This is a genomic window from Serratia inhibens (genome assembly GCF_003591175.1).
Lineage (GTDB): Bacteria > Pseudomonadota > Gammaproteobacteria > Enterobacterales > Enterobacteriaceae > Serratia > Serratia inhibens.
Map to the genome: position 1 here is coordinate 343,162 of NZ_QYYG01000002.1, position 21,967 is coordinate 365,128.

21 protein-coding genes, 1 tRNA gene and 1 pseudogene are annotated in these 21,967 nt (G+C 52.2%); 15 read left to right on the forward strand and 8 right to left on the reverse strand.

The features are described 5' to 3' along the window. Window positions 1–15 precede the first annotated feature (15 nt). Window positions 16–939 carry a nitrogen assimilation transcriptional regulator NAC gene (nac, locus tag D4100_RS10670; protein ID WP_065506337.1) on the reverse strand — a complete coding sequence of 308 codons (924 nt, stop codon included), beginning with the start codon at window positions 937–939 and terminating at the stop codon, window positions 16–18. 351 nt (window positions 940–1,290) lie between these two features. Between nac and D4100_RS10675 the strand changes: the two genes are divergently transcribed. The 3 genes from D4100_RS10675 (at window position 1,291) to D4100_RS10685 (ending at window position 3,910) form a co-directional block, all read left to right on the forward strand. After that, window positions 1,291–1,366: transfer RNA gene (locus D4100_RS10675), tRNA-Asn, on the forward strand. 268 nt (window positions 1,367–1,634) lie between these two features. Continuing rightward, window positions 1,635–2,564 carry a LysR family transcriptional regulator gene (locus tag D4100_RS10680; RefSeq protein WP_119804310.1) on the forward strand — a complete coding sequence of 310 codons (930 nt, stop codon included), beginning with the start codon at window positions 1,635–1,637 and terminating at the stop codon, window positions 2,562–2,564. Window positions 2,565–2,737: 173 nt separating this feature from the next. Continuing rightward, complete coding sequence (locus tag D4100_RS10685) at window positions 2,738–3,910, forward strand: MFS transporter (RefSeq protein ID WP_065506339.1); 1,173 nt, start codon at window positions 2,738–2,740, stop codon at window positions 3,908–3,910. Between the two features lie 803 nt (window positions 3,911–4,713). On the opposite strand, the gene D4100_RS10700 is transcribed toward D4100_RS10685, so the two are convergent. Then, entirely contained in the window at window positions 4,714–5,469 is a 756-nt protein-coding gene (locus D4100_RS10700) for an SDR family oxidoreductase (protein ID WP_119804311.1), read from the reverse strand. Between the two features lie 117 nt (window positions 5,470–5,586). Here D4100_RS10700 and D4100_RS10705 point away from each other — a divergent pair, with 117 nt between their 5' ends. Next, a complete protein-coding gene (locus D4100_RS10705) occupies window positions 5,587–6,183 on the forward strand; it encodes a TetR/AcrR family transcriptional regulator (protein WP_013813643.1) in 597 nt (198 codons plus the stop codon). A 256-nt stretch (window positions 6,184–6,439) separates the two neighbouring features. Here the strand turns inward: D4100_RS10705 and D4100_RS10710 are convergent. Then, window positions 6,440–6,859: pseudogene (locus D4100_RS10710) on the reverse strand (IS30 family transposase); the annotation flags it as partial. 106 nt (window positions 6,860–6,965) lie between these two features. Here D4100_RS10710 and D4100_RS10715 point away from each other — a divergent pair. The 3 genes from D4100_RS10715 to D4100_RS10725 are packed head-to-tail and all read left to right on the forward strand — an operon-like array spanning window position 6,966 to window position 8,900. After that, window positions 6,966–7,400, forward strand: a complete 435-nt coding sequence (locus D4100_RS10715) for a MarR family winged helix-turn-helix transcriptional regulator (RefSeq protein ID WP_172458732.1) — start codon at window positions 6,966–6,968, stop codon at window positions 7,398–7,400. Between the two features lie 30 nt (window positions 7,401–7,430). Further along, window positions 7,431–8,165, forward strand: coding sequence for an NADPH-dependent F420 reductase (locus D4100_RS10720; protein WP_119804312.1), 735 nt, complete (start codon window positions 7,431–7,433; stop codon window positions 8,163–8,165). Between the two features lie 27 nt (window positions 8,166–8,192). Continuing rightward, complete coding sequence (locus D4100_RS10725; protein ID WP_119804313.1) at window positions 8,193–8,900, forward strand: nitroreductase; 708 nt, start codon at window positions 8,193–8,195, stop codon at window positions 8,898–8,900. A 568-nt stretch (window positions 8,901–9,468) separates the two neighbouring features. On the opposite strand, the gene D4100_RS10735 is transcribed toward D4100_RS10725, so the two are convergent. Further along, the gene (locus D4100_RS10735) at window positions 9,469–10,248 is read right to left on the reverse strand and encodes an SDR family oxidoreductase (RefSeq protein WP_119804314.1); all 780 of its coding nucleotides are present in this window, start codon (window positions 10,246–10,248) and stop codon (window positions 9,469–9,471) included. Continuing rightward, window positions 10,248–10,574, reverse strand: coding sequence for a nuclear transport factor 2 family protein (locus D4100_RS10740; protein ID WP_119804315.1), 327 nt, complete (start codon window positions 10,572–10,574; stop codon window positions 10,248–10,250). The genes D4100_RS10735 and D4100_RS10740 overlap by 1 nt, the downstream gene beginning before the upstream one ends. Before the next feature lie 90 nt (window positions 10,575–10,664). Here D4100_RS10740 and D4100_RS10745 point away from each other — a divergent pair, with 90 nt between their 5' ends. Further along, on the forward strand, window positions 10,665–10,991 hold the full coding sequence (locus D4100_RS10745; RefSeq protein WP_119804316.1) for a winged helix-turn-helix transcriptional regulator: 327 nt from the start codon (window positions 10,665–10,667) through the stop codon (window positions 10,989–10,991). A 244-nt stretch (window positions 10,992–11,235) separates the two neighbouring features. Here D4100_RS10745 and D4100_RS10750 read toward each other — a convergent pair whose 3' ends face one another. Beyond that, window positions 11,236–11,787: an RBBP9/YdeN family alpha/beta hydrolase gene (locus tag D4100_RS10750; protein WP_119804317.1), complete on the reverse strand. Its 552-nt coding sequence runs from the start codon at window positions 11,785–11,787 to the stop codon at window positions 11,236–11,238. A 124-nt stretch (window positions 11,788–11,911) separates the two neighbouring features. Here D4100_RS10750 and D4100_RS10755 point away from each other — a divergent pair, with 124 nt between their 5' ends. The 7 genes from D4100_RS10755 to D4100_RS10785 all read left to right on the forward strand — a co-directional run bounded on the left by D4100_RS10755 (window position 11,912) and on the right by D4100_RS10785 (window position 19,187). After that, on the forward strand, window positions 11,912–12,355 hold the full coding sequence (locus D4100_RS10755) for an Lrp/AsnC family transcriptional regulator (protein ID WP_119804318.1): 444 nt from the start codon (window positions 11,912–11,914) through the stop codon (window positions 12,353–12,355). Window positions 12,356–12,724: 369 nt separating this feature from the next. Next, entirely contained in the window at window positions 12,725–13,702 is a 978-nt protein-coding gene (locus D4100_RS10760) for a DUF1852 domain-containing protein (protein ID WP_119804319.1), read from the forward strand. A gap of 25 nt (window positions 13,703–13,727) precedes the next feature. Next, entirely contained in the window at window positions 13,728–14,759 is a 1,032-nt protein-coding gene (locus D4100_RS10765; RefSeq protein ID WP_006326418.1) for a methionine synthase, read from the forward strand. A 295-nt stretch (window positions 14,760–15,054) separates the two neighbouring features. Beyond that, on the forward strand, window positions 15,055–15,687 hold the full coding sequence (locus D4100_RS10770; RefSeq protein ID WP_119804320.1) for a YbhB/YbcL family Raf kinase inhibitor-like protein: 633 nt from the start codon (window positions 15,055–15,057) through the stop codon (window positions 15,685–15,687). Between the two features lie 28 nt (window positions 15,688–15,715). Beyond that, window positions 15,716–16,600, forward strand: coding sequence for an AraC family transcriptional regulator (locus D4100_RS10775; protein WP_119804321.1), 885 nt, complete (start codon window positions 15,716–15,718; stop codon window positions 16,598–16,600). A 469-nt stretch (window positions 16,601–17,069) separates the two neighbouring features. Then, window positions 17,070–18,365 (forward strand): MFS transporter, encoded by a 1,296-nt coding sequence (gene tcuC / locus D4100_RS10780; protein ID WP_065506347.1) that lies wholly within the window; start codon window positions 17,070–17,072, stop codon window positions 18,363–18,365. Window positions 18,366–18,380: 15 nt separating this feature from the next. Beyond that, window positions 18,381–19,187 carry a substrate-binding domain-containing protein gene (locus tag D4100_RS10785; RefSeq protein ID WP_119804322.1) on the forward strand — a complete coding sequence of 269 codons (807 nt, stop codon included), beginning with the start codon at window positions 18,381–18,383 and terminating at the stop codon, window positions 19,185–19,187. On the opposite strand, the gene psrA is transcribed toward D4100_RS10785, so the two are convergent. Beyond that, window positions 19,162–20,061 carry an L-proline-binding transcription factor PsrA gene (gene psrA, locus D4100_RS10790; protein ID WP_119804323.1) on the reverse strand — a complete coding sequence of 300 codons (900 nt, stop codon included), beginning with the start codon at window positions 20,059–20,061 and terminating at the stop codon, window positions 19,162–19,164. The genes D4100_RS10785 and psrA overlap by 26 nt on opposite strands. 417 nt (window positions 20,062–20,478) lie before the next feature. Next, a complete protein-coding gene (locus tag D4100_RS10795; RefSeq protein WP_119804324.1) occupies window positions 20,479–21,585 on the reverse strand; it encodes an ABC transporter substrate-binding protein in 1,107 nt (368 codons plus the stop codon). Between the last annotated feature and the right edge of the window lie 382 nt (window positions 21,586–21,967).

Genomic DNA, 21,967 nt, shown 5'->3' on the forward strand with positions numbered 1-21,967 from the left:
GCCTTTTTAAATCCTTTATTGCACCAACGCCAGCGTGCGTTTTTCCTGGCTGCGGTCAACGGCAATCGACAGCAAGATATCCTTCACCACCAACGCCGGTGCGGAAAGCGATTGCTGGCTGGAAATGCACAATGAAAGCGGCACGCTCAGCGCCGGAGCGGCGATACGCGCCATCCACGCCTTGGCCGGGCCAATCATCGCCCGCGCCACGGATTCCGGCAGAATGGTCGCGCCCAGCCCGCTGGCGATGGCCGCGCTCAGCGTACTTGGGGATTCGATTTCGCCAATCACGTTGGCGGCCAGTTTGCGCAGCGCCATCGCTTCGTCGACCTGCGTGCGCACCACATCGCCTTCGCGCGGCAGGAACAGATTCAGCCGCGCCACGTCCGACAGATCGACACTGTTACCGGGGCTTGGTACCGCACGCGTCGCCACCAGATACAGATCTTCCTTCATCAGCGCCGTGGCTTGCAGGCCGTCGGGCATTTTAGCGCCGTAGATCACCGCCATATCCAGGCTCTGGCTCGCCACCTGCCCGGCCAGCATCGAACCGATGTTTTCGTTCAGGCTGAGTAAAATCCCGGGATGACGATCGCGCACCGCCTGCAACAACGGCAGCGCCAGTTGCGCAGCCATGCTGCCCGGCGCCAGCCCGACGGAAACCTGCCCGCTCACCGCCTGGCCTGCGCCGATGACCGCGCTTTGCGCCTGTTCGCACTGGCGCAGAATGGTTTGGGCGTGGGCATAGAGAATATTGCCGGCCTCGGTGGGCAGCACGCCGCGCTTGGTGCGGATCAGCAATTGTTGCTTCAGCTCCCCTTCCAGCGTCGCCACCTGTTGGCTGAGTGCAGGCTGCGCGATATGCAGCACCTCCGCCGCCTGGGTCAGGCTGCCGATATCGACGATTTTCACGAAATATTTTAGACGTCTGAGATTCATATTGCCTCCGTCGAGCCGCTGAACTGCGTATGGCCAAGCCATGTTGACAACAGATTTGCAAAATCCGGGCCAGCGTAACGGAATAAGAGAAAGCGCTAACTAATCGAAGGAAAAATAAGAAAAAATGATATTTGCGCGACCTGACGCCAACATACAACCGGCGCCCGGTGACGCAGGCTTGCACCATCATAAGGCATCTCACGGCGCGCCGTGGGCCGTTGTGCAGCACTGCACCAATAAAAGCGATAAAAAGCAGCAGGTTGAATAATCTTGCAGCAAACGGAACGGCGAGACGTTTTCACGCTTTACAAGCCCGGGCCACGCCGCTATTATTCGCCCCGTTCACACGATTCCTCTGTAGTTCAGTCGGTAGAACGGCGGACTGTTAATCCGTATGTCACTGGTTCGAGTCCAGTCAGAGGAGCCATATTAGAGAAGCCCGCTCAGGGAAACCTGAGCGGGCTTTTTGCTTTGGTGCGATTGGTGAATCTCTGACAGACTCAAATTTGTTCCGGTAACCAAGTTAGTCATGTCGGCTTCTGGCACTAAGCCGACCAGTTGAACTCACAGCGAGAAGCGAACTTACAGCTCATGAGGTTCCCGGTGGTTGTCGGTGCTTAATTAACATCGGACTTAAGCCTGGTGTAGAATTAGACATCGATAAACCTGTTCTTGGTCATCAGTGAGCCAACTTTATGTCTACCGGATTTACAGCAGAATCCCTGAGGGGAATCACCAATTTTGTTATCACGGCAAAATCGAACAGTTTTACTGAAGCAGCCGAACAGCTGGGCATTACAAAATCTGCCGTGGGCAAAAGCGTGGCGCGGCTTGAGGAACGACTGGGAACCCGTCTGTTTCATCGCTCCACTCGTAAACTCAGCCTGACCAGTGACGGAGAAGCTTATCTCACGAGTTGCTTGTCGGCGCTTGAGATTCTCGATTCTGCCGAAAACACCCTCAGCAGGCGTCAGGACAACCCGGCAGGCACGGTCCGTATCGATATGCCGGCCTCATTTGGCCGTAATCTTATGATGCCGGTACTGCTTGATATTACGCGTCGCTTTCCGGCCCTGCGTCTGGCCCTGACCTTTAACGATCGGCTGATTGACCCGGTCGAGGAAGGCGTTGATCTGGTTCTGCGCCTGGGAGAGCTGCAGAGCACAGATGAGTTGATTGCCCGTCGCCTGAGCCGTCAGCGGCTTTTGTTGTGCGCAACACCCGCCTACCTTGAGCAACATGGGATACCGACCGACACCGAGACGCTGAAAAAACACTGCTGTATTATGGGCTACAGGCGAGGAGCCCCTCTTGCCTGGCGGTTCAGGCCAGCCGATGAACGGGAAATACGCTTCACATCTGCCGCCGCACATCAGATCAGCGACGGCGACGCCATGCTAATGGCCTGCCTGGCAGGTGCGGGGATTGCGCAGTTTCCGGAATCAATGGTGAACAGCCACCTGGATGCAGGCACTCTGGTGACGTTGATGGCAGATCATACTCCCGAACCGGTTGAACTGAACGTGGTCTGGCCCCGTACCAGGCACCTCATTCCCAAAGTCCGACTTATTGTTGACGAACTGCTCAGAAAAGCCGCAGAAGGACATTTCGGCCCATTGAGGTAGAATTTTTGTCAACATTGAGGCGATATTCGGGATGTTTATCTCCTCTCAGTAAACAACTACCCTGTCTGAACTGCTGATCTTGTGGTTTGTGAGCCGGCTCTTTTACCGGTGCCGGCTTACATTCCAGAGCAGCTTAAACGTAAAAACACGCTTTTACTGACAGGATATTTGTTATGCCATTCGCTCTCTGGGCGCTGGCGATAGGTGCATTCGGTATCGGTACAACCGAATTCATCATCGCCGGCCTGCTTCCCGTTATTGCCGCTGATTTCAACATCACTATTCCCGTTGCCGGTAATCTGGCTACCGCCTACGCACTGGGTGTCTTCGTTGGTGCTCCCGCCCTTATTATTCTGGGGGCCAGGGTGCCGCGTAAGGCTATGTTGGTTTTTCTGATGTTACTGTTTATAGCCGGTAATCTCGTTACCGCCTTCGCCCCGACGCTGGGCATGGCGATTATGGGCAGAATAATCACATCCATGACCCACGGCGCCTTTTTTGGAATCGGTTCGATCATCGCGGCGGATATGGTTACGCCATCTAAACGCGTAAGGGCCATTGCGTTCATGTTTATGGGGCTGACGGTAGCCAACCTTATCGGCGTACCCGCCGGCACCTGGGTTGGGCAGCATCTTTCATGGCGTGATGCCTTTATGGCCATAGCGGCAATTGGGGTCATTACAGTGATCAGTATCGGCATGCTAATTCCGCATCAGCCGCGCCCACAGAATCACGACTTCGCACATGAGTTTAACGCCTTCAGAAACGTTAACGTGCTGCTGGCAATGGGCATTACCGTTTTCGGCCCCGGTGCTTTCTTCACGTCCATCACTTATATCGCCCCGATGATGACGGAGCTTGCCGGGTACAGCGAAAGCAGCCTCGCCTGGCTGATGCTGCTTTTCGGGTTGGGGCTTTTTGTGGGTAATCAGTTGGGCGGACGCTATGCTGACCGCGCCCTTATGCCAATGCTTTATATCACGCTGGCTGCTCAGGCCGTGGTGTTACTGGTATTTAATTTTACTGCTCATAGCCAGATAATGTCGGCAATCTGCATTTTCCTGATGGCAGCATTTGGATTTGCGACAGTATCGCCGATTCAGAAGTTGGTGATGGATAAAGCACGAGCGGCAGGTGCGCCGACGCTGGCCGCAGCCGTCAATATTGGCCTTTTCAACCTTGGCAATGCCGTGGGAGCATGGCTTGGCGGAGTGGTGATCACCGCAGGCTTTGGCCTTCAATCACCTAACTGGGCTGGCGCGGTGCTTTCAGTTATTGCGCTGATATTGGCCGTATTATCCGGTCTGACTGACAAGACCGGGCATGCGGCGGAAGTGCATTATTAGAAAAGCCCGCTCAGGGAAACCTGAGCGGGTTTTTGCTTTTCCGTTTGGGAAAAGTGACATGTTCTTCAGCTTGGCGTTTCGGCTCGAAAGCCTGATGGCAGGCGCCCCAGCGTCGTTTTCACGTTGTCCGTTCTGCGCGTGACAGGGCACGCTTGCCGTCTTGCTCATTGCTTGCCATCGGGAAACATGCATCCGCCATTGCGAACCCGCGCCTTCACCTCTTCGCTCACTTCCACAGGGTTTCGGCTTAATCGATCAACCCACTCCTTGCGGTGTAGCACGTACGACTTCGAATCGTGCTTCGCGCTCCAAAGGACGATGTGGCCCAGACGCTAGAGTCGCTCGGTCTGATGATGATTGGCCTGGCAAAGAATGGAGCCGGCAGTTGGGACATCGCCATGAAAGTCGATATCGGCTGAACCAGACACCGGATCTTCACCAATAGATCAACAACGTATCCGATGAGATCGAACCCGATCCCATGTAAGGGAAATGGAGAGATTTCGATGAGCACACAAGAGAATGTCCAGATTGTGAGGATGCATTTACAGCAATCGGCCGCGCGATATACAAGGTCTGCTGGCGTTGTCTGCCGAAGGTATTGAGTGAATCATTCCGGAAGAGATGTATATCCAGACATTCGCAGCAATGACTGCTGCATATTTTGGGAATATTTCGTGCGCCATGTGCGCACGAAATTACCAGCGAATACGGCTCTATACGCCAACCGCCCGGCCGGCAATACCATTGAACAGCATGCTATCGCTGTATCGCACAGCCGATTCGCTTTGCGACGAACGCCCTCAGTCCGGGGCCTTCCACGCAGAAAGCATTTCAAGGGCGTTGTCGTAGTTACCGGTAGCCTCGGCAGTGCGTAAAAATTTGGCGCGTTCAACAATGACTTCATTAGGTGTGGGTTCTGCATGCAAAAGGTCGAGCGTCTCATTAAGGAAGTCTTCCAGCGGCATGGCATGCTCGTCACTTTCCTGACCAAACAACGTGGTTTGCACACCCGGGGGCGATAACTCAATTACGCGTACGGAAGTGTCGGCGAGTTGAACACGCAAGCCTTCGGTGAAAGCATGAACAGCCGCCTTGGTGGCGCTGTAGGTCATGGCTATCGGGAACGGAACAAACGCTAATGAGGAGCTGACGTTGATGATGACGCTATCGTTCTTTTGAGTGAGTTGAGGCAAAAACGCATAAGTCATGCGGATAGTGCCCAAAAGATTAATCTCTATAGTCTCTTGCGCAATCTTCACAGAATCCGGATCCAAAACATTTTCGCTCAACATTATGCCTGCGTTGTTGATGACGACGTTCAGGTCAGGGTAACGTGCTGCCACGAGTTCGCTCGCCTGGATAATAGACTTGGCATCGGCAACGTCGAGTTCAATGGCCTCTATACCGGGATAATCGATTGTGATCTGCTCAAGTAAAGCCTTGCGTCGGCCTGCTACAATGACCTTATTGCCTGCCTGATGAAAGCGCACCGCAAGGCCCAGCCCTATACCCGAGGTGGAACCGGTGATGAGGATCGTATTACCTGAGGTTTTCATATGTTTCTCCGGGTTGGTGAAAAAGGTAGAATGCTAAACGGACAACTATCCGTTAAAACCAAACTTAACGGACAACTGTCCGTTTAGCAAGTTTTAAACTTTTTGACAGGAGGACTGGTGACACAGCAACAAAAGATGGAGCGCCCCGCACGCGCTGACGCACAGCAAAATCGCGAACGTATTCTGTCGGTTGCGCTTCAGGAGTTGACCCTTTCCGCAGACGTGCCACTCAGCGCGATCGCTAAGAAGGCAGGCGTAGGGCAAGCCACTTTTTATCGTCACTTTCCGTCACGGGAAATATTAGTGATGGAGGTTTATCGCTATGAGATGTTGCAGGTCACAAAGTTTGCAGAGCACTTGCTTCAGACCCTCCCACCCGACCAGGCATTACGGGAGTGGATAAATCGCCTTGCCGAGTACGCGATAACCAAAGCTGGCCTGGCAAATGCCATTCGCGAGGTGTCACTCACGCGGGACTGTCAGGAAAAAGCGGGCTATGCCCCTGTGATCGCTGCGGCTCAATTGCTACTCGATGCAAATAAGGAAGCCGGAACCCTCCACACCGGGGTTACCACTGACGACTTCTTCCTTGCCATTGCGGGTATATGGCAGCTTGATTTTAATGACGAGTGGCAACCGCAGCTAACCTGGCTCATAGACATCGTTATGGCGGGACTGCGCGCGGGGGCGCCGCGACGCACGGTTTCTCAGTAGAGAACAATCAAAGCGTACATGCAGGATAGTGGTGAAACCGCCGAAGTATCCCGGGGTGTTTGAACAATAATTGCCTCGCCTTTTCATTATTTTTTAAGCCTGGTATTGATTGATATTTGCAATACGTGGATCTGGTTAAAAACATCAGGCGCAAAGGCGTTCTTATTTGCCGGGATTACTGCATGCTCCTCACGACAGGGTAGTCTTTGTAGTTAAGTCCTGGTCGCACATAGCGCTGGCTAAGAGCTGTGAGTTCAACCGATGGATGCAACCGCTCTGCGGGTGATTCATAGTCTAGCGTTTTTCTCGGCCTTTCGTTGAGCTGCCTGGCAACACTGTTAAGTCTTTGCTGGTTGTGAACCTTGGTTCCTTTTGGAAAATATTGTCTGAGCAATCTGTTCGTATTTTCATTTGAGCCACGTTGCCAGGGAGATTGGGGATCACAGAAATAAATCTGAATGTCTGTCGCTACAGTAAATCGGGTGTGGCTGGTCATTTCAGCCCCACGCTCCCATGTTAATGTTTTATAAAGCTCAACAAGTAATCCCCGGGCTTGTTTGATGAGTGTAGATATAACAGTTATGGTCTTGTTGTCCCTGATTTTGGCCAGCATAACAAAGCGGGAATGGTGTTCTACGAGGGTGACGATATAGGCGTTTTTCGAGCCCTGGATCAGGGCTACCGCACAAATTCACCAGCGATCGTACTTCCCCTATCCGATAAAATGATTTAGCATTTTATCTGTTGCACTAGATAATCAACAACAAGATAACTGGACAGGTATGAAAACACAGGCACGCCGAGAAATCGGCACACAGCTTTCGTTTGCACTCTATGGTGCGGCCAGCCGGATGAACCGGATGCATAAACCTTTTCTGGATCCGCTGGGGCTCACCTTCCCTCAGTACCTGGTGATGCTGGAGTTATTTAATGAAACGCCCCGCACCGTCGGCGATCTCGGAAGCAAACTCGGCATGGACACAGGAACCATCACCCCGGTACTTAAGCGTCTCGAGGCCGCCGGGCGGATCCGCCGTACGCGTGACCGCACTGATGAAAGACGGGTGCTGATTACCCTGACGGATGAAGGCAAGGCGCTGCAGGACGATCTCTGGCGCATCACCGATAACATCAAATCAGCCTGCCAGTTATCGGATTCCAAGCTGGAAGAACTTCGTGACACTCTGAATGATTTTGCACATCCGGCTAACCGTTAATCGTCTACGACTCAGATACAGAGGTATTAAATGAAAATTGGCATCATTGGCGCCGGGAATATAGGCGCAACGCTAGCGCGTAAACTTTCAAACCAAGGCCACGCGGTCAAACTGGCCAACTCAAGAGGCCCGGACACGATTATGGATCTGGCTCAGGAGGTGGGTGCGATTGCGGTTGAACGTCAGGAAGCGGTTAACGATGTGGACGTCATCATCCTCTCCACGCCGTTTGACAAACATGCAGAATTGGCAGCGCTGTTAACTGGCGTACCTGAAAACGTGGTTGTCATCGATACCTCTAATTACTATCCCTTCCGCGATGGCGATATCGCCGACATCAATAATGGAAAACCGGAGAGCGTCTTTGCCAGCGAAGTGCTTAAACGGCCTCTGATTAAAGCCTGGAATGCCGTTCTGGCGGCCACTCTGGCAGAGAAAGGTGTAGCCGACGGTTCTGAATCCCGTTTCGCTATTCCGGTTGCCGGCGACAGCGCCAGCGCAAAAGCCGTCACGCTGGCGCTGGTTAATCAGACCGGCTTCGATGCCGTTGACGCTGGCCCCCTGAACGAATCATGGCGGCAGCAACCCGGCACACCGGCGTACTGCACTGAGCTGAAAACCGATGAGCTTAACCTGGCCTTGCAGGCGGCAGATAAAGCTCGGGCGCCTCTGAACCGGGACGTATTAATCAATGAGTTCATGGCTGCCGGCGATCAACTCACGCACGATGTCATCATTGCGCGCAACCGGGCAGTGACGGCTTAACTCTTCCCCACATTCAAAGAGATACCCATGACTAACAAATTGACATCCATCGAATTTGACGGTCGCGTGCTTTCATTTAGTGAAACCGTCCGCACACGTCGTTCTTACCGCGGATTCCTGCCAACGCCGGTTCCGCAAGACACGCTTACTCGTGTTCTGGAAGATGCGCAGCGTGCGCCATCTAACTGCAATACACAGCCCTGGAACGTACATATTGTGTCTGGGCAGAAACTTGCCGCGCTGTCAGTTTTGCTTCACGAAAAACACCAGACCAGTGATACGACACCAGACTTTACGTTTGATATGAACCATTTTTATGGGGTCTACGGTGAGCGTAAAAATGCACAGGGCAAGGCGTATTACGAGGCACTGGACGTTGCCCGCGGTGACATAGATGGCCGTAAACGGGCTTCAGGCTATAACCTGTCATTTTTCAATGCCCCACACGTGGCCCTGCTTTTTATGCCTTCTTTTGGTGATAACGTCAGGGTAGCTGGTGATATCGGCATGTACGGGCAGACCCTGCTGCTGTCACTCGCTGCTCACGGGCTCGGTGGTATTCCTCAGACCTCCCTGGGTTTCTACGCTGAACCCATACGGCAGTTCCTGAATATCCCCCAGGACATGAAAATGCTCTTTGGCATCTCATTTGGCTATCCGGATGAAAGTGCGCCAGGTAACCGCATGAAAATGGATCGCGTCGATATTAGCGAGTCTGTGACGTTTCACAGCTAAGAGCCTGAACGATGACCTGGCGCCAGCCCCCCGAAGCGCCATGCTACCGTTTGACGCAATGGGACCGGCCCTGGCTGCAGCTGAAATGGTACGTTTGAGTGCTCGCCGTGAAGCACGCCATGCCCCTGTGATCGCTGCGGCTCAATGACTACTCGATGCAAATAAGGAAGCCGGAACCCTCCACATCGGGGTTACCACTGACGACTTCTTCCTGGCCATTGCGGGTATATGGCAGCTTGATTTTAATGACGAGTGGCAACCGCAGCTAACCTGGCTCATAGACATCGTTATGGCGGGACTGCGCGCGGGGGCGCCGCGACGTGCAGTCTCTCGGTAGGCATGATCCAAAGCGTGCAGGCCGGGCAAGCTGCGCATACGATAAGCGAGCATTGGCGGAGAAGAGAACAGGAGATTGGTATCACCCAGCAACCATGCTGATAATCGCCTAAAACTTCATAAAAAAGCCGCTTGCGCGGCTTTGAATTCCTGGTTCTGCCCCCTTTATTCTGGGGTGTTGCAGAGCTATCTTCAGGTACCCTGTTCGCTACCCGGCATGAGCCGTACAGGGTTACACCGTCGGGATGGTGCCGCCATCTATCACATATTCGGTACCGGTGATGGTGGCAGCATAAGATGACGCGAGGAAGGCAATAAGATTCGCCACCTCAATGGGCTTTGACGGACGCCCCAGCGGAATGCCACCGAGGGCATTCATAATGATCTGCTTGCCGCCTTCGTAATCCGTTCCCGCCTGCTGCGCCAGCCGTTCCGCCAGTGCCACCGAAGCTTCGGTTTCGATCCAGCCGGGCGCAACGCGCACCACCCGAATCCCCTTCGGCGATACCTCTTTCGACAGGCTTTTGCTGTACGCTGACAGTGCCGCTTTAGCTGCCGCATAGCCGGTGGTCGATTCCGGTAACGGCAGTTCACGCTGGATAGAGGTGACGTGAATGATCACCCCGCTCCCCTGCGCCAGCATCCCTGGCAACAGCGCACGATCCAGGCGTACCGCAGGCAACAGATTGAGATTGAGTTCCTGTTGCCACTCCTCTTCGCCCAACGCCGCAAAGCCACCGCCGGGTGCGGTAGAACCGCCCGCCACATGGACGATGACGTCGACTCCTCCCAGATGCGCCTGAACGGCTTCCGCTACTGAGGTACAGCCTTTGACCGTGGTCAGGTCCGCCGCCACGAAGACGTCCGCAATACATTCCGTGGGCGCGTGGCGCGCAGTGGTTAGCACCCTGGCACCCTGCTGTTTTAACAGCCCGACAACCGCCTTACCGACGCCTTTGGTGCCCGCGGTAACCAGCACGCGTTTACCCTGGAAATCAAGATCCAACGACATCAGAAAATCTCCAGGGTGTTGATCTTGTCGCCGACCAGGCCGAAAGCATGCTTAAGCTCTACCGGGCTGCCGGGAAAGTTACCAACGACATTCGAGGTGACCGTCACCCGGTCGCCTTCGGCAAGAACCTGAATCGGCTCAACGCTGTAGTCAAACGTGGCCTGCGCGGCACGTTGCCATGCCTCGATCGCTGCGTGCCCCTGATGGGTTTTACCTTCGTCGAACACGACGGCATCGGCGGTAAAACACTGCTTAACGCCGGCGATATCGGCACCATTACTGATCGAAAAATAGGTAGAAATAGCCTGCGGTAGCGATAATGACATGGCTCTGTACTCCCGTTATTTACAGTACGGATATCTTCAACATAGACTGTGAAATTGACAAGTACGCACGAAAAAGTGAGCTACTGAATTGTGAGTAAGTTATATAGCCCGGAATCGGCCGCAAGCGGCGTGGAGCAGGTCCTGCGGTTGCTGGAAGGCCGCTGGAAATTAATCATTCTTTTTCATCTGTTCGACGGGAAGGTACAGCGCTATTCCGATTTTGAAAAACTGATCCCCGGCATTTCGCAGAAGATGCTGGCGCAACAACTGCGACAGCTGGAAGCCGACGGGATCGTGTCGCGGAAGGTATATCCCCAGGTGCCGCCGAAAGTGGAATATCGGCTCACTGAGTGGGGGCAAGCGCTGTGCCCTGCTCTCGATGCAATGCTGAAATGGGCGGAAAAACGCGAGGTTTAACCGCCCCGAAAACTGAGCCAATTAAGACGTTGCCTGTTAGTCGGAAAACCGCGCCTCATATCCCCGCCCTGAAGGACTGGGGTTTTACGGCGCACCTGATAAACTTGTTTTGAAATTAAGTGTTATCGATTAACCCATTGATAAATATGACAGGCGTGTTGGATGAATTGTTCATTTAGCTTTCCGTAACCGGTGTGGCGTGAATTCTTGGTGTTTAAGGGGCCTTTCGGTGGATTTAATGATGTCAGGAGCCGCTCATGGACATGGCAATAAGCTCTTTTAACCATGATCGCCCCTGAGGCCAGTCACCGAGTCCGCTGGCTGCGTTGATATGCCCTCGCTCACCGATATTGACCAGGCTACTGCCCCAGGCATCGGCACAGCGCTGGCTGTAATGGATACCGGCATAAGGGTCATTGGAACTGGCAATCATCATGCTCGGAAATGCGAAACGCTTGTCACTCCGGGGAAAACCAAACCCCTTCGCCTCTTCTGGAAACACATCGCGTGTGGGATCGGGTACCGCGACCAGCAAAGCGCCTCTCACAACCGTGCGGCTATATTGTGCCCAGTTCGCAACCTGCAGGCAGCCAAGGCTATGAGCGACCAAAATGACGTCTGGCCCGGTCTTTCTGACGGCAGTTTCTAAATTTTCGACCCACTCTTCGCAAATCGGATGATCCCAGTCTTGTCCCGAAATGAGGGTCATTGACGCGTCAGTTTGTGCCCATAGCGTTTGCCAGTGTCCAGAGCCCGAGTTGCCAATTCCCGGAAGAAGCAATATTGAAGATGTCATGTCTTGATTCCCAAATAGGTGTTCACATAATGTAGGCGAATGACACATCGTTCCTGAATGGCAAATCATCGAAATAGAGCCCGATTAACCGATGATTCATCTACATTTTGAGCAAAGGATTAGCATGGAGCTTGACAGCAAAGATCGCCAAATTTTGGAAGCACTTCAAACGAACGCACGTCAGAGTTTGGCCTCTCTGGGCAAATGCATTGGACTTTCACAACCAGCGATGAGCGAACGGGTCAAAAAACTCGAAAGCGCAGGTGTCATCGAAGGATACGGCGCACGCATCAATTTGCGAGAGGTAGGTCTGGGATTACAGGCGATCCTGCGAGTACGCACAACCCACCAATACATAAAACAATATCTGGCGTTATTTAAAGATATCCCTGAGGTGATAGAAGCTGACAGGATCACGGGAGAGGACTGCTTCATCGTACGCTGTGTGTTTTCTCAACCGACCGATTTGGAAGCCATCGTCGATGCCCTGGCGGTTCATGGTTCAGTGACCACGTCGTTGGTTCTGTCTAATGCAGTGCGTAAACAGGTGCCTGTGCATCCGAGGTGACAGGCTATCCTTTGATCGACACTGCAGGATGTTAGTGGTGTCCGCTTCTGGCTCTTGCCTGACCTTGGCAGGGTTCCATATCGGCTCTGAGCGAGAAGCCGACGTTACTAGCATCCGGCTGGATTAGTAGGTAAATCTTGTGGGTCGGGGCTTCTGCAGCAAGGCCGGACATGACGATCGGTCACATCATGAAGATGGCTCATGTGGTAATGAAATTAAGTCGCTTTCACTCATCCAATGGCTCTGGCATAAAAGATGCATTGTTAACTTATTGACAACATGAAGACTGACGAAAGAGAAAACCAGTAGCTTCTGGGAAATCAACAAATAAATTCAGTTTTCATGTCAGAACTCAGGGTGCAGAACACTATGAATAAAGATTTTACATTTACTCTTAAGAGCAGCGTTTTCGATGAAAATTATAACCCTTCCGAAAATACGCGTATCACGACCAACTTTGCTAATTTGGCCCGAGGAAAGAACCGCCAGGAGAACCTGCACAACACGTTAGCGATGATTGACAATCGCTTCAATGCTCTGGCGCATTGGGACAACCCAAAAGGCGATCGTTATTCTGTCGAACTTGAAATCATTTCTGTCGAGATGAATATTGAAGGCAATGGCGACAGCTTCCCAGTGATTGAAATATTGAAAACCCATATCGTTGATAAAAAAACCAACGAACGCATTGCAGGTATTGTTGGCAATAATTTCTCCTCTTATGTGCGCGATTATGATTTTAGCGTATTGCTGTCAGCGCACAATAAGAACCAACAAAAATTCAGCACACCAGATAATTTTGGTGATTTACACGGCAATATATTTAAATATTTTGTCAGTTCAGATGCGTACAGAGATAACTTTAATAAACCGCCTGTTATATGCCTAAGCGTTTCAAGTAAAAACACCTATTACCGGACGGGCAATGAGCACCCTGTATTGGGCGTGGAATATCAGCAAGATGAACCTTCATTGACCGATGAATATTTCAATAAAATGGGGTTACAGGCTCGCTACTTTATGCCGAAAAACAGTGTTGCGCCTTTGGCTTTTTATTTTAATGGCGACTTGCTCAGCGATTACACTAATCTTGAACTTATCAGTACCATCAGCACGATGGAGACTTTCCAAAAGATTTACCGCCCAGAGATTTACAATGCTAACTCTGCGGCAGGGCAATACTATCAGCCAAGCTTGAATCAGCAGGATTATTCTTTGACTCGAATCCTTTATGATCGAGAAGAACGTAGCCAGTTGGCTATTGAGCAGGGAAAGTTTACTGAAGATAACTTTATTAAGCCATACCAAACTATTCTTGAGCAATGGTCTGCGAACTACGCTGCTTGATTAACAAAAAAAAGGGTCATCTATTATGAAAAAGTTATTACCGACTTCAACTGCCGGCAGCTTACCTAAGCCCTCTTGGCTGGCACAACCTGAGACACTTTGGTCACCCTGGAAATTGCAAGACCAGGAATTAATCGACGGCAAACAAGATGCCCTGCGTTTGTGCCTGGAAGATCAGCAGCAGGCAGGTATCGATATTGTCAGTGACGGCGAGCAAACGCGCCAACATTTTGTCACTACCTTTATTGAGCACCTCAACGGCGTTGATTTTGAGAAACGTGAGATCGTTAAAATCCGTAATCGCTATGATGCGAGCGTACCGACAGTCGTGGGTCCTGTGAGTCGCCAAAAATCGGTTTTTGTCGAAGATGCCAAATTTTTACGCCAGCAAACCGACCAACCGATTAAATGGGCCCTGCCAGGCCCGATGACCATGATAGATACGCTGTACGATAACCACTATAAAAGCCGCGAAAAGCTGGCCTGGGAATTCGCTAAAATTCTCAATGAAGAAGCCAAAGAATTAGAAGCTGCCGGTGTCGATATCATCCAGTTTGATGAGCCCGCCTTTAATGTTTTCTTTGATGAGGTGAACGATTGGGGCATTGCCACGTTAGAAAGAGCCATTGAAGGGCTTAAGTGCGAAACGGCTGTACACATTTGCTACGGTTATGGCATCAAAGCCAATACCGATTGGAAAAAGACGCTGGGAACAGAGTGGCGGCAATATGAAGAGATTTTTCCAAAACTGCAAAAATCCAATATCGATATCATCTCGCTGGAATGTCAAAACTCCCATGTTCCCATGGAGCTGATGGAACTCATTCGCGGTAAAAAGGTGATGGTCGGGGCCATTGACGTGGCAAGCAATACCATTGAAACACCGGAGGAAGTCGCCGCGACGCTTCGTAAAGCGCTTCAGTTTGTAGACGCCGACAAGCTCTATCCTTGCACTAACTGCGGCATGATCCCTTTACCTCGCGGAGTCGCGAGAGGCAAGCTGGATGCGTTAAGTGCAGGCGCAGAAATCGTCCGCAAAGAACTCTTGGCCAAATAACGTCGCCACATATCAGAGCATTTGAAGGAAACTCAGTCCGGGGTTAGGCGATCTGATCAATCGCCAAATACCCTAAACCACCAACCGGGCTGAGCTGCTCTTCATTGTTTAACACAATACGACCGCGTCTAGGCCTGACTGAAGGGTCGTCAGGTCTGCGATGAGCTGTGAGCTCAACCGCCCCAACACACCCAGTCAGAATGACAGCTTAAGGAAGTAATTTGACCGGATGAGTAAATCTCAGGATGTACAATGGTCGTATAATCGTGTTTTCCGCAATTGATAAGGCAATAACATGAAATTGTACAGCCACAGTTTTAAAGACGGTGAAGCTATCCCAGGCAAGAACAGTTTTGCCGTTTATGATCCAGAAAACCGCATTCGTTTATCTGACAACCTCAACCCACATCTTGCCTGGGAAGATGTGCCGGCAGGCACACAGTCTCTGGTGCTTCTTTGCCACGATCCTGATGTTCCAACCAGCGCAGAAGATGTCAATCAACCGGGGAAAACCGTTCCGGCGTCTCTGCCCCGTGCAGATTTCTATCACTGGTCGCTGTTGAACATTCCGGCGGATCAGGGCGAAATTATTGAAGGCACTCAGTCCAGCGGCATTTCTGCCAGAGGTAAGCAGGGTCCTTCCGCACCAGACGGTCTTATCCATGGTATCAATGATTACACCGCGTGGTTTGCCGGTGATGAGTCAATGGCCGGAACATATTATGGCTATGATGGTCCCTGCCCGCCGTGGAATGATGAATTGGTTCATCATTACATATTCACGTTATATGCTATTCCGATGCCGACATTAAACGTAGAGGGAGAGTTGACTGGCGCTAACGTTCGTCGGGCACTGGAAAACAGCAATGTACTGGCAACAGCCACGCTGACAGGGATCTATACCCTGAATCCGGACGTGAAGATTTAACTCACCACGAGCCATCGACAGGTAAATAATGACCAGAGAAAGCCGGTTGATTGTCCCGGATGAACCAGACGCCATGAGCAATGAATCTCTTTCCTGGTCAGACTATGATGGCAGCAGTCTCAGCCGCGATAATCTGGTTTCGGTGGCTTATCCGCAGCTCAGGGTGAGACAAAGCACACCCTCATTTTGCTTCTTCGAACCGACGGTGCTAATCGTACTGGCGGGGAGAATTGAATTTCTGACCTCAGGAGAAAGTCATACCCTGGCTGATACGGCCGGCGTGGGTTTTATAGATCAGGGCGTCATTGCTGATTATACCAAGTTTCCTCCGGATAACGGCTCCCCGTTCCGATCGCTGTTCCTGACTTTCAGTGCCGATGTGCTGGAATCTTTTTATCAGTTCTCGCAAAGCCATTTATCTCTCTCAGGTGACAGAAAGAAGCCGAAATTTACCGCGACGGCGCTTAACGGCGCGCTGCGAGAGTCGTTGCAAACGTTGCTGAAAAACCTGGCGCAGTCGAATCTCAGTGATGCAAGAATACGTTTGAGGATATTCGACTTGCTGCTGGTCCTGGCAGAACAAAACATTCATTTTGCTCTGCCCCGGCGACAGGGCGTTTTACCGCGCTTAAGCCATCTGCTGCGTGTTTCACCAGAAACCGACTGGACCGCGCGCTCTGCCGGCGAAGCACTGGCGATGAGTGAATCCACCCTGCGCAGACGCTTACGCGAGGAAGGGGGCAGCTTTGAGAAGCTGCTCGTGGATATACGCATGCACCACGGCCTGATGCTGATACAAACTACCCGCTGGAACATGGCGCAGGTGGCTGATGCCTGCGGCTACAAATCGGTTTCGCGGTTTGCTGAACGATTCACTCAGCGCTTTGGCCTGCCACCCTCGCGGCTGCGCTAGCCTTTTCCTCAGGGCCAGGTTTGCGATCAGCGCGAGTTTTGTTGGGGCCGATTAAGGGGTCGCGGCAGATTCGTTGTGGTCGTCAGATCAGAAGCGAGCCAAACACCACGCCACAAAAACCCCGCAACGGACGGTCATCTTTTTTGCGTAAGAAAGAAGCTCAATCCTGGGCTACTCTGCGGAGAACCCAAACGCCTCCTTTTTGCACCCCGTTCAGCATTTTTCTGCCCCTTCGCCTTGTATGAACCCTGTCACAAAACGCGCATGAAGTTTTTAGCCTGTAACGAACCAGGCAGTACAGGGCAATGTTGTTAATGGCCCGTTACAGCTTATCGCCGCCAATTGTTAACGATAATTGATGCGCCAAACGCATCAGTTCATGAGTTTATTGCGCTTATTTACTTTATTTTCATGGTCCAGTCTGCAGAAACAGACGCGGTAAAAGCGCCAAAGCAAACTGGAGATAAAGATGCATTCACCTAACGCACCCATGACGATTCGGGCAAGAACCAGCGCGATATTACGCGTGACCTCCGGCAACTTTCTGGAGCAATTTGATTTTTTCCTGTTCGGGTTTTATGCCACCTACATCGCCCATACCTTTTTCCCGGCCAGCAGTGAATTTGCCTCGCTGATGATGACCTTCGCAGTCTTCGGCGCAGGCTTTCTGATGCGCCCTATCGGCGCAATCGTGCTGGGCGCGTACATCGATAAAGTCGGCAGACGCAAGGGGCTGATCGTGACCCTCTCGATCATGGCCGCCGGGACCTTCCTGATTGTGCTCATCCCGTCCTATCAGACGATCGGGCTCTGGGCGCCGTTGCTGGTGCTGGCCGGCCGTTTATTGCAAGGCTTCTCGGCGGGTGCTGAGCTGGGCGGCGTATCGGTTTACCTGGCCGAGATTGCCACGCCAGGCCGTAAAGGCTTTTACACCAGTTGGCAGTCCGGCAGCCAGCAAGTGGCCATTATGGTGGCTGCGGCGATGGGCTTCGCACTGAATGCCTTCATGGAAGAAAGCGCCATTCGCGAGTGGGGCTGGCGCCTGCCTTTCCTGTTCGGCTGCCTGATTGTGCCTTTCATCTTTTTCCTGCGCCGCAAACTGGAAGAAACTCAGGAGTTCGCCGCCCGCCGCAACCACCTGGCGATGCGCGACGTGTTCAAAACCCTGTTGGCGAACTGGCAGGTGGTTATCGCCGGCATGCTGATGGTCGCCATGACCACCACCGCGTTTTATCTGATCACCGTCTATGCGCCGACCTTCGGTAAAAAAGTGCTGATGCTCAGCGCCTCCGACAGTCTGCTGGTGACCTTGCTGGTCGCGATCTCCAACTTCCTTTGGCTGCCGGTAGGCGGCGCCCTGTCGGACCGTTTCGGCCGTAAGCCGGTCCTGGTGACCATGGCGCTGCTGGCGCTGATCACTGCCTATCCGGCACTTAACCTGCTTGCTGAAGCCCCCAGCTTCTCTATGATGCTGACGGTATTGTTGTGGTTGTCCTTCCTCTACGGCCTCTACAACGGCGCCATGATCCCGGCGTTAACGGAGATCATGCCGACGGAGGTCCGGGTTGCCGGTTTCTCGCTGGCCTACAGCCTGGCGACTGCGGTCTTCGGCGGGTTTACGCCGGTTATTTCTACCGCACTGATTGAGTACACCGGCGATAAGGCCTCACCCGGCTACTGGATGAGTTTTGCTGCCGTATGCGCATTACTGGCGACGCTTTATCTGTACCGTCGCAGCACCTTGTCACTCCAAACTGCACGTTAAATCAGGGATTACGTCATGCAAAAAATTTATCGTTCACTCCTCGCCACGCTGGTGCTTTCCTCTGTCAGCACCGGAGCGCTGGCCAAAGACGTGACCGTCATGATCTCCGGCGGGTTTAAAGCCGCACTGGAAAAACTGGCCCCGCAATTTGAAGCCAAGAGCGGCGACCACATCATTTTGGTGTCCGGCCCTTCCATGGGTAAAACACCGCAGGCGATCCCCGCGCGCCTGGCTCGCGGAGAAAAGGCCGATGTGGTGATCATGGTGGGCGATGCGCTGAAAAATCTGGAAAAGGATAACTGGATCCAGCCGGGGTCGCGTGTGGAGCTGGCCGACTCGCCGATTGGCATGGTGGTCAAACAAGGCGACCCCAAACCCAATATCCAAAAGGATAGCGATCTGCGCACTACCCTGCTGAATGCCCAATCCATTGCTTATTCGGACAGTGCCAGCGGCCGCTATGTCAGCAGCCAGCTGTTCAAAAAATTGGGTATCGAAGACCAGGTGAAAGAGAAGGCGCATATGATTGAACGCACCCCGGTGGCATCCGAAGTGGCGAAAGGGAAATATGCGGTAGGTTTCCAGCAAGTGAGTGAACTGCTGCCGGTGCCGGGCGTCACCTTTATCGGCGAACTGCCTGAGGATGTGCAGTACATTACCCGCTTTGCCGGCGCGGTCGTCGCCAAAGCGGAACACCGCCAGGAAGGCAAAGCGCTACTGGATTTCCTGTCTTCCACCGAGGCGCAAAACACCATTCGCGCCACCGGGATGAGAACCGTGAAAGTTGAACAGCCGGTTAAACAGCCCGATACTGTTCAGTGATCAACTTTTCCAACTCGGCGGCAACGTAGGACTGCATGCGCCCGCTGCGCCGGATCAGGCCAACCGTGCGCTTCACCACCGGGTCGGTCAGCGGCAGCTGAGTCAACACCGAATGCTCTGACGCCGGCATCGACATGGCGGGTACGGCGGCAATGCCGACACCCGCTTCAACCATGCCCAGCATGGTCGTCACATGACGGGTTTCGCAGATGCTGGGGCGCTCAGGGATGATGTGCTCCAGCATCTGGTCGAGCAGATTGCGGTTACCGGACGTCTTGTCCAACCCCACATAATCCTGCTGATAAAACTCGCGCCAGGTCAGGCTTTTTTTACTGGCGATGGGATGATCGCGCCTGCAGGCAGCCACGTAGACATCCCCCACCAGCGGCAAAAATTCGATATTGGGTTGCAGACTGGTCGCAAAACAGATGCCGAAATCCGCCTGGCCGCTGGCAACCGCTTCGATGACGTTACCCGCACTGCTATCGATAAGCTTGACGCGTACCCGTGGGTAGCGGGCCTGGAAACGGCGGATCACGTCGGGCATGAAATAGTAGGCCGCCGAAGGCACCGTGGCGACGGTGACCAACCCCACGCGATCCTGGCTGACCTTATTGATATCCGCTAATACCGACTCGACATTCGCCAGTAGCTGGTCTGAACGCCCGGCAAAGGTCTGCCCATACAGCGTCAGCGTGACGCGCCGGGTGGTTCTGTCGAACAACTTGATGCCCAGCGCGGATTCCAGCTTCTCTATCCTGCGGCTCAATGCTGACTGCGAAAGACAGATGGACTCTGCGGCAAGCCGAAAATTGCCGTATTCAACCAGCGCTCGAAAAGCATAAAGATCGTTGAGATCAAAATTCACGGGCATAGCGGCAGATAATCCTTTCAGAGGCGGCAAGGGCGTAAATGAGAGATGATAGCCGCTTATTGGGCAACGGCAACCTTTTAGACACCGATCGACAGCCTCCCCTGACCTCATGCTCTGGTTACATTTGAAAGTGAAGACACTGACAAAGCCACCATCGCATGCCATTCAAAATGCCGTTCGTCAGTAATAAAGCCCCCACCGTTTGAATTGACGCGTTTAGTGGGGGACTGGCAGTAAAATCCGCTATTTAAAGCGGATTAAGGTTGATGACAAAGTTGTCTTTGAACCCGAGATACCCGGGCCTAGCGCACCGAGGGGCGCTCCGACGGCCAAGGCCGTTACGACCCCTTCGGCACGCTCTCCCTAATAACGGGCTTTGTCAGCAGTCTGAATCCGCTATTTAAAGCGGATTAAAATTCACTGCCATGCAGAAATAGCGAACGTCCCTTCGGGTTTCACCGGCAGATACTTAGCATAGTAATCCAGGTAATTCTTGACCGGATCCACATCTTTAAACTGCTCTGGGTAAAGTGATTTGGCAATAAACTGAATCATGGCGAAATCGGAAAGCGTTCTGGATGCGCCTTGATAGACACCGAAGAGCTGTTTGTTTTTTATCGCCGGCAGCGAGGCCCAGCCATTACGCGCAGAGAAACCGATAAGCTGCTGAGTGGCCATATTTTTATCAACGCCAACCCCCATTGACAGTGCCGACGAAACCTTGTTGTTTTCTCTGCCCGAGATAAAGATCGCATCTGGCATCGCAACCAGAACCTGCTCTGGATTAATGACACCCCACCACTCAAAAAGCGATGCGGCGATATTATCCGCGCCGGCGAGTTTCAGCATCGCGCCCCACATGTTCTCGCCATAGGTAAATGAATATTCGCCAGGCCCCTTATTCCCGAATTCAATATAAACCTTGGGTTTTTTCAGGCCTGAACTATTCACTCTGCGTTGCACATCTGCAATGTTATTGGCATAAAGGTCCGAGAGTTCCTGCGCCCGTTTTTCTTGCCCCGTCAGTATTCCAAATATTTTGGTAGAGCTGACATGCTTTTCTACCGTTTGAGCATTGTAGTCGATCACAACCACCGGGATTTTCAACGCTTCAAGGCGAGACACTTCATATTTTAAAGCGACATACTGCCACTGAGCCAAAATAACCACGTCAGGTTTTAACGATATGATATTTTCAAGCGAGATATTATGGAGATCGACTTCACCAATATCGGCGATACGGGCAAGGGATGGCATCTGTTTAACATACATATTCCAATTGGCAGGTACTTTTCCCCGCCACGCTTCACGCGAAATACCTATTACGTGATCGAATGCGGCTTCCCCGCCCACAGCCATGTAATCTTCGAAGTTAAACCCTAAGATAGCCCGCTTTACAGGCGTCTCGACCGTAACCTGCCGCCCCATAACATCTGTTAAGGTGGTGGTGGCGGCATTAGCGATGCTGGACCCGGTTAAAAAAACAATGAACATTAAAAAGGTGATTAAATTGCGAACGCCCATAAAATGAAAATCCTCAGGATTTGGGGTAAATCTTAGAATGATTTATTCTATTTTCTTGAAATCAAGATGCAAATGATAATAATTTCTATTAAAATTAACGGCAACTGTAATCGTTGTACCCTTTGAATTTTGTATAAAAAAACCAGTCACCGCACAAAACCCAGCACTAATAACCACCTATAAAAACAAATCCAGCATAGAAAACCACATTAAAACAAAAACCCGAGATTCTCATTTGGTATCGGCAGGGATCTGCATTTACGCCGTTAAATTGTTTTTAAATGGCCATGGTGAAAATATCACCATGGCCAGATACCGCCTCGCTTGGTTAACTGAACGCCTTCTTTCCAGCCATCCGCGCAATGGCAGGATGCCCCTGACA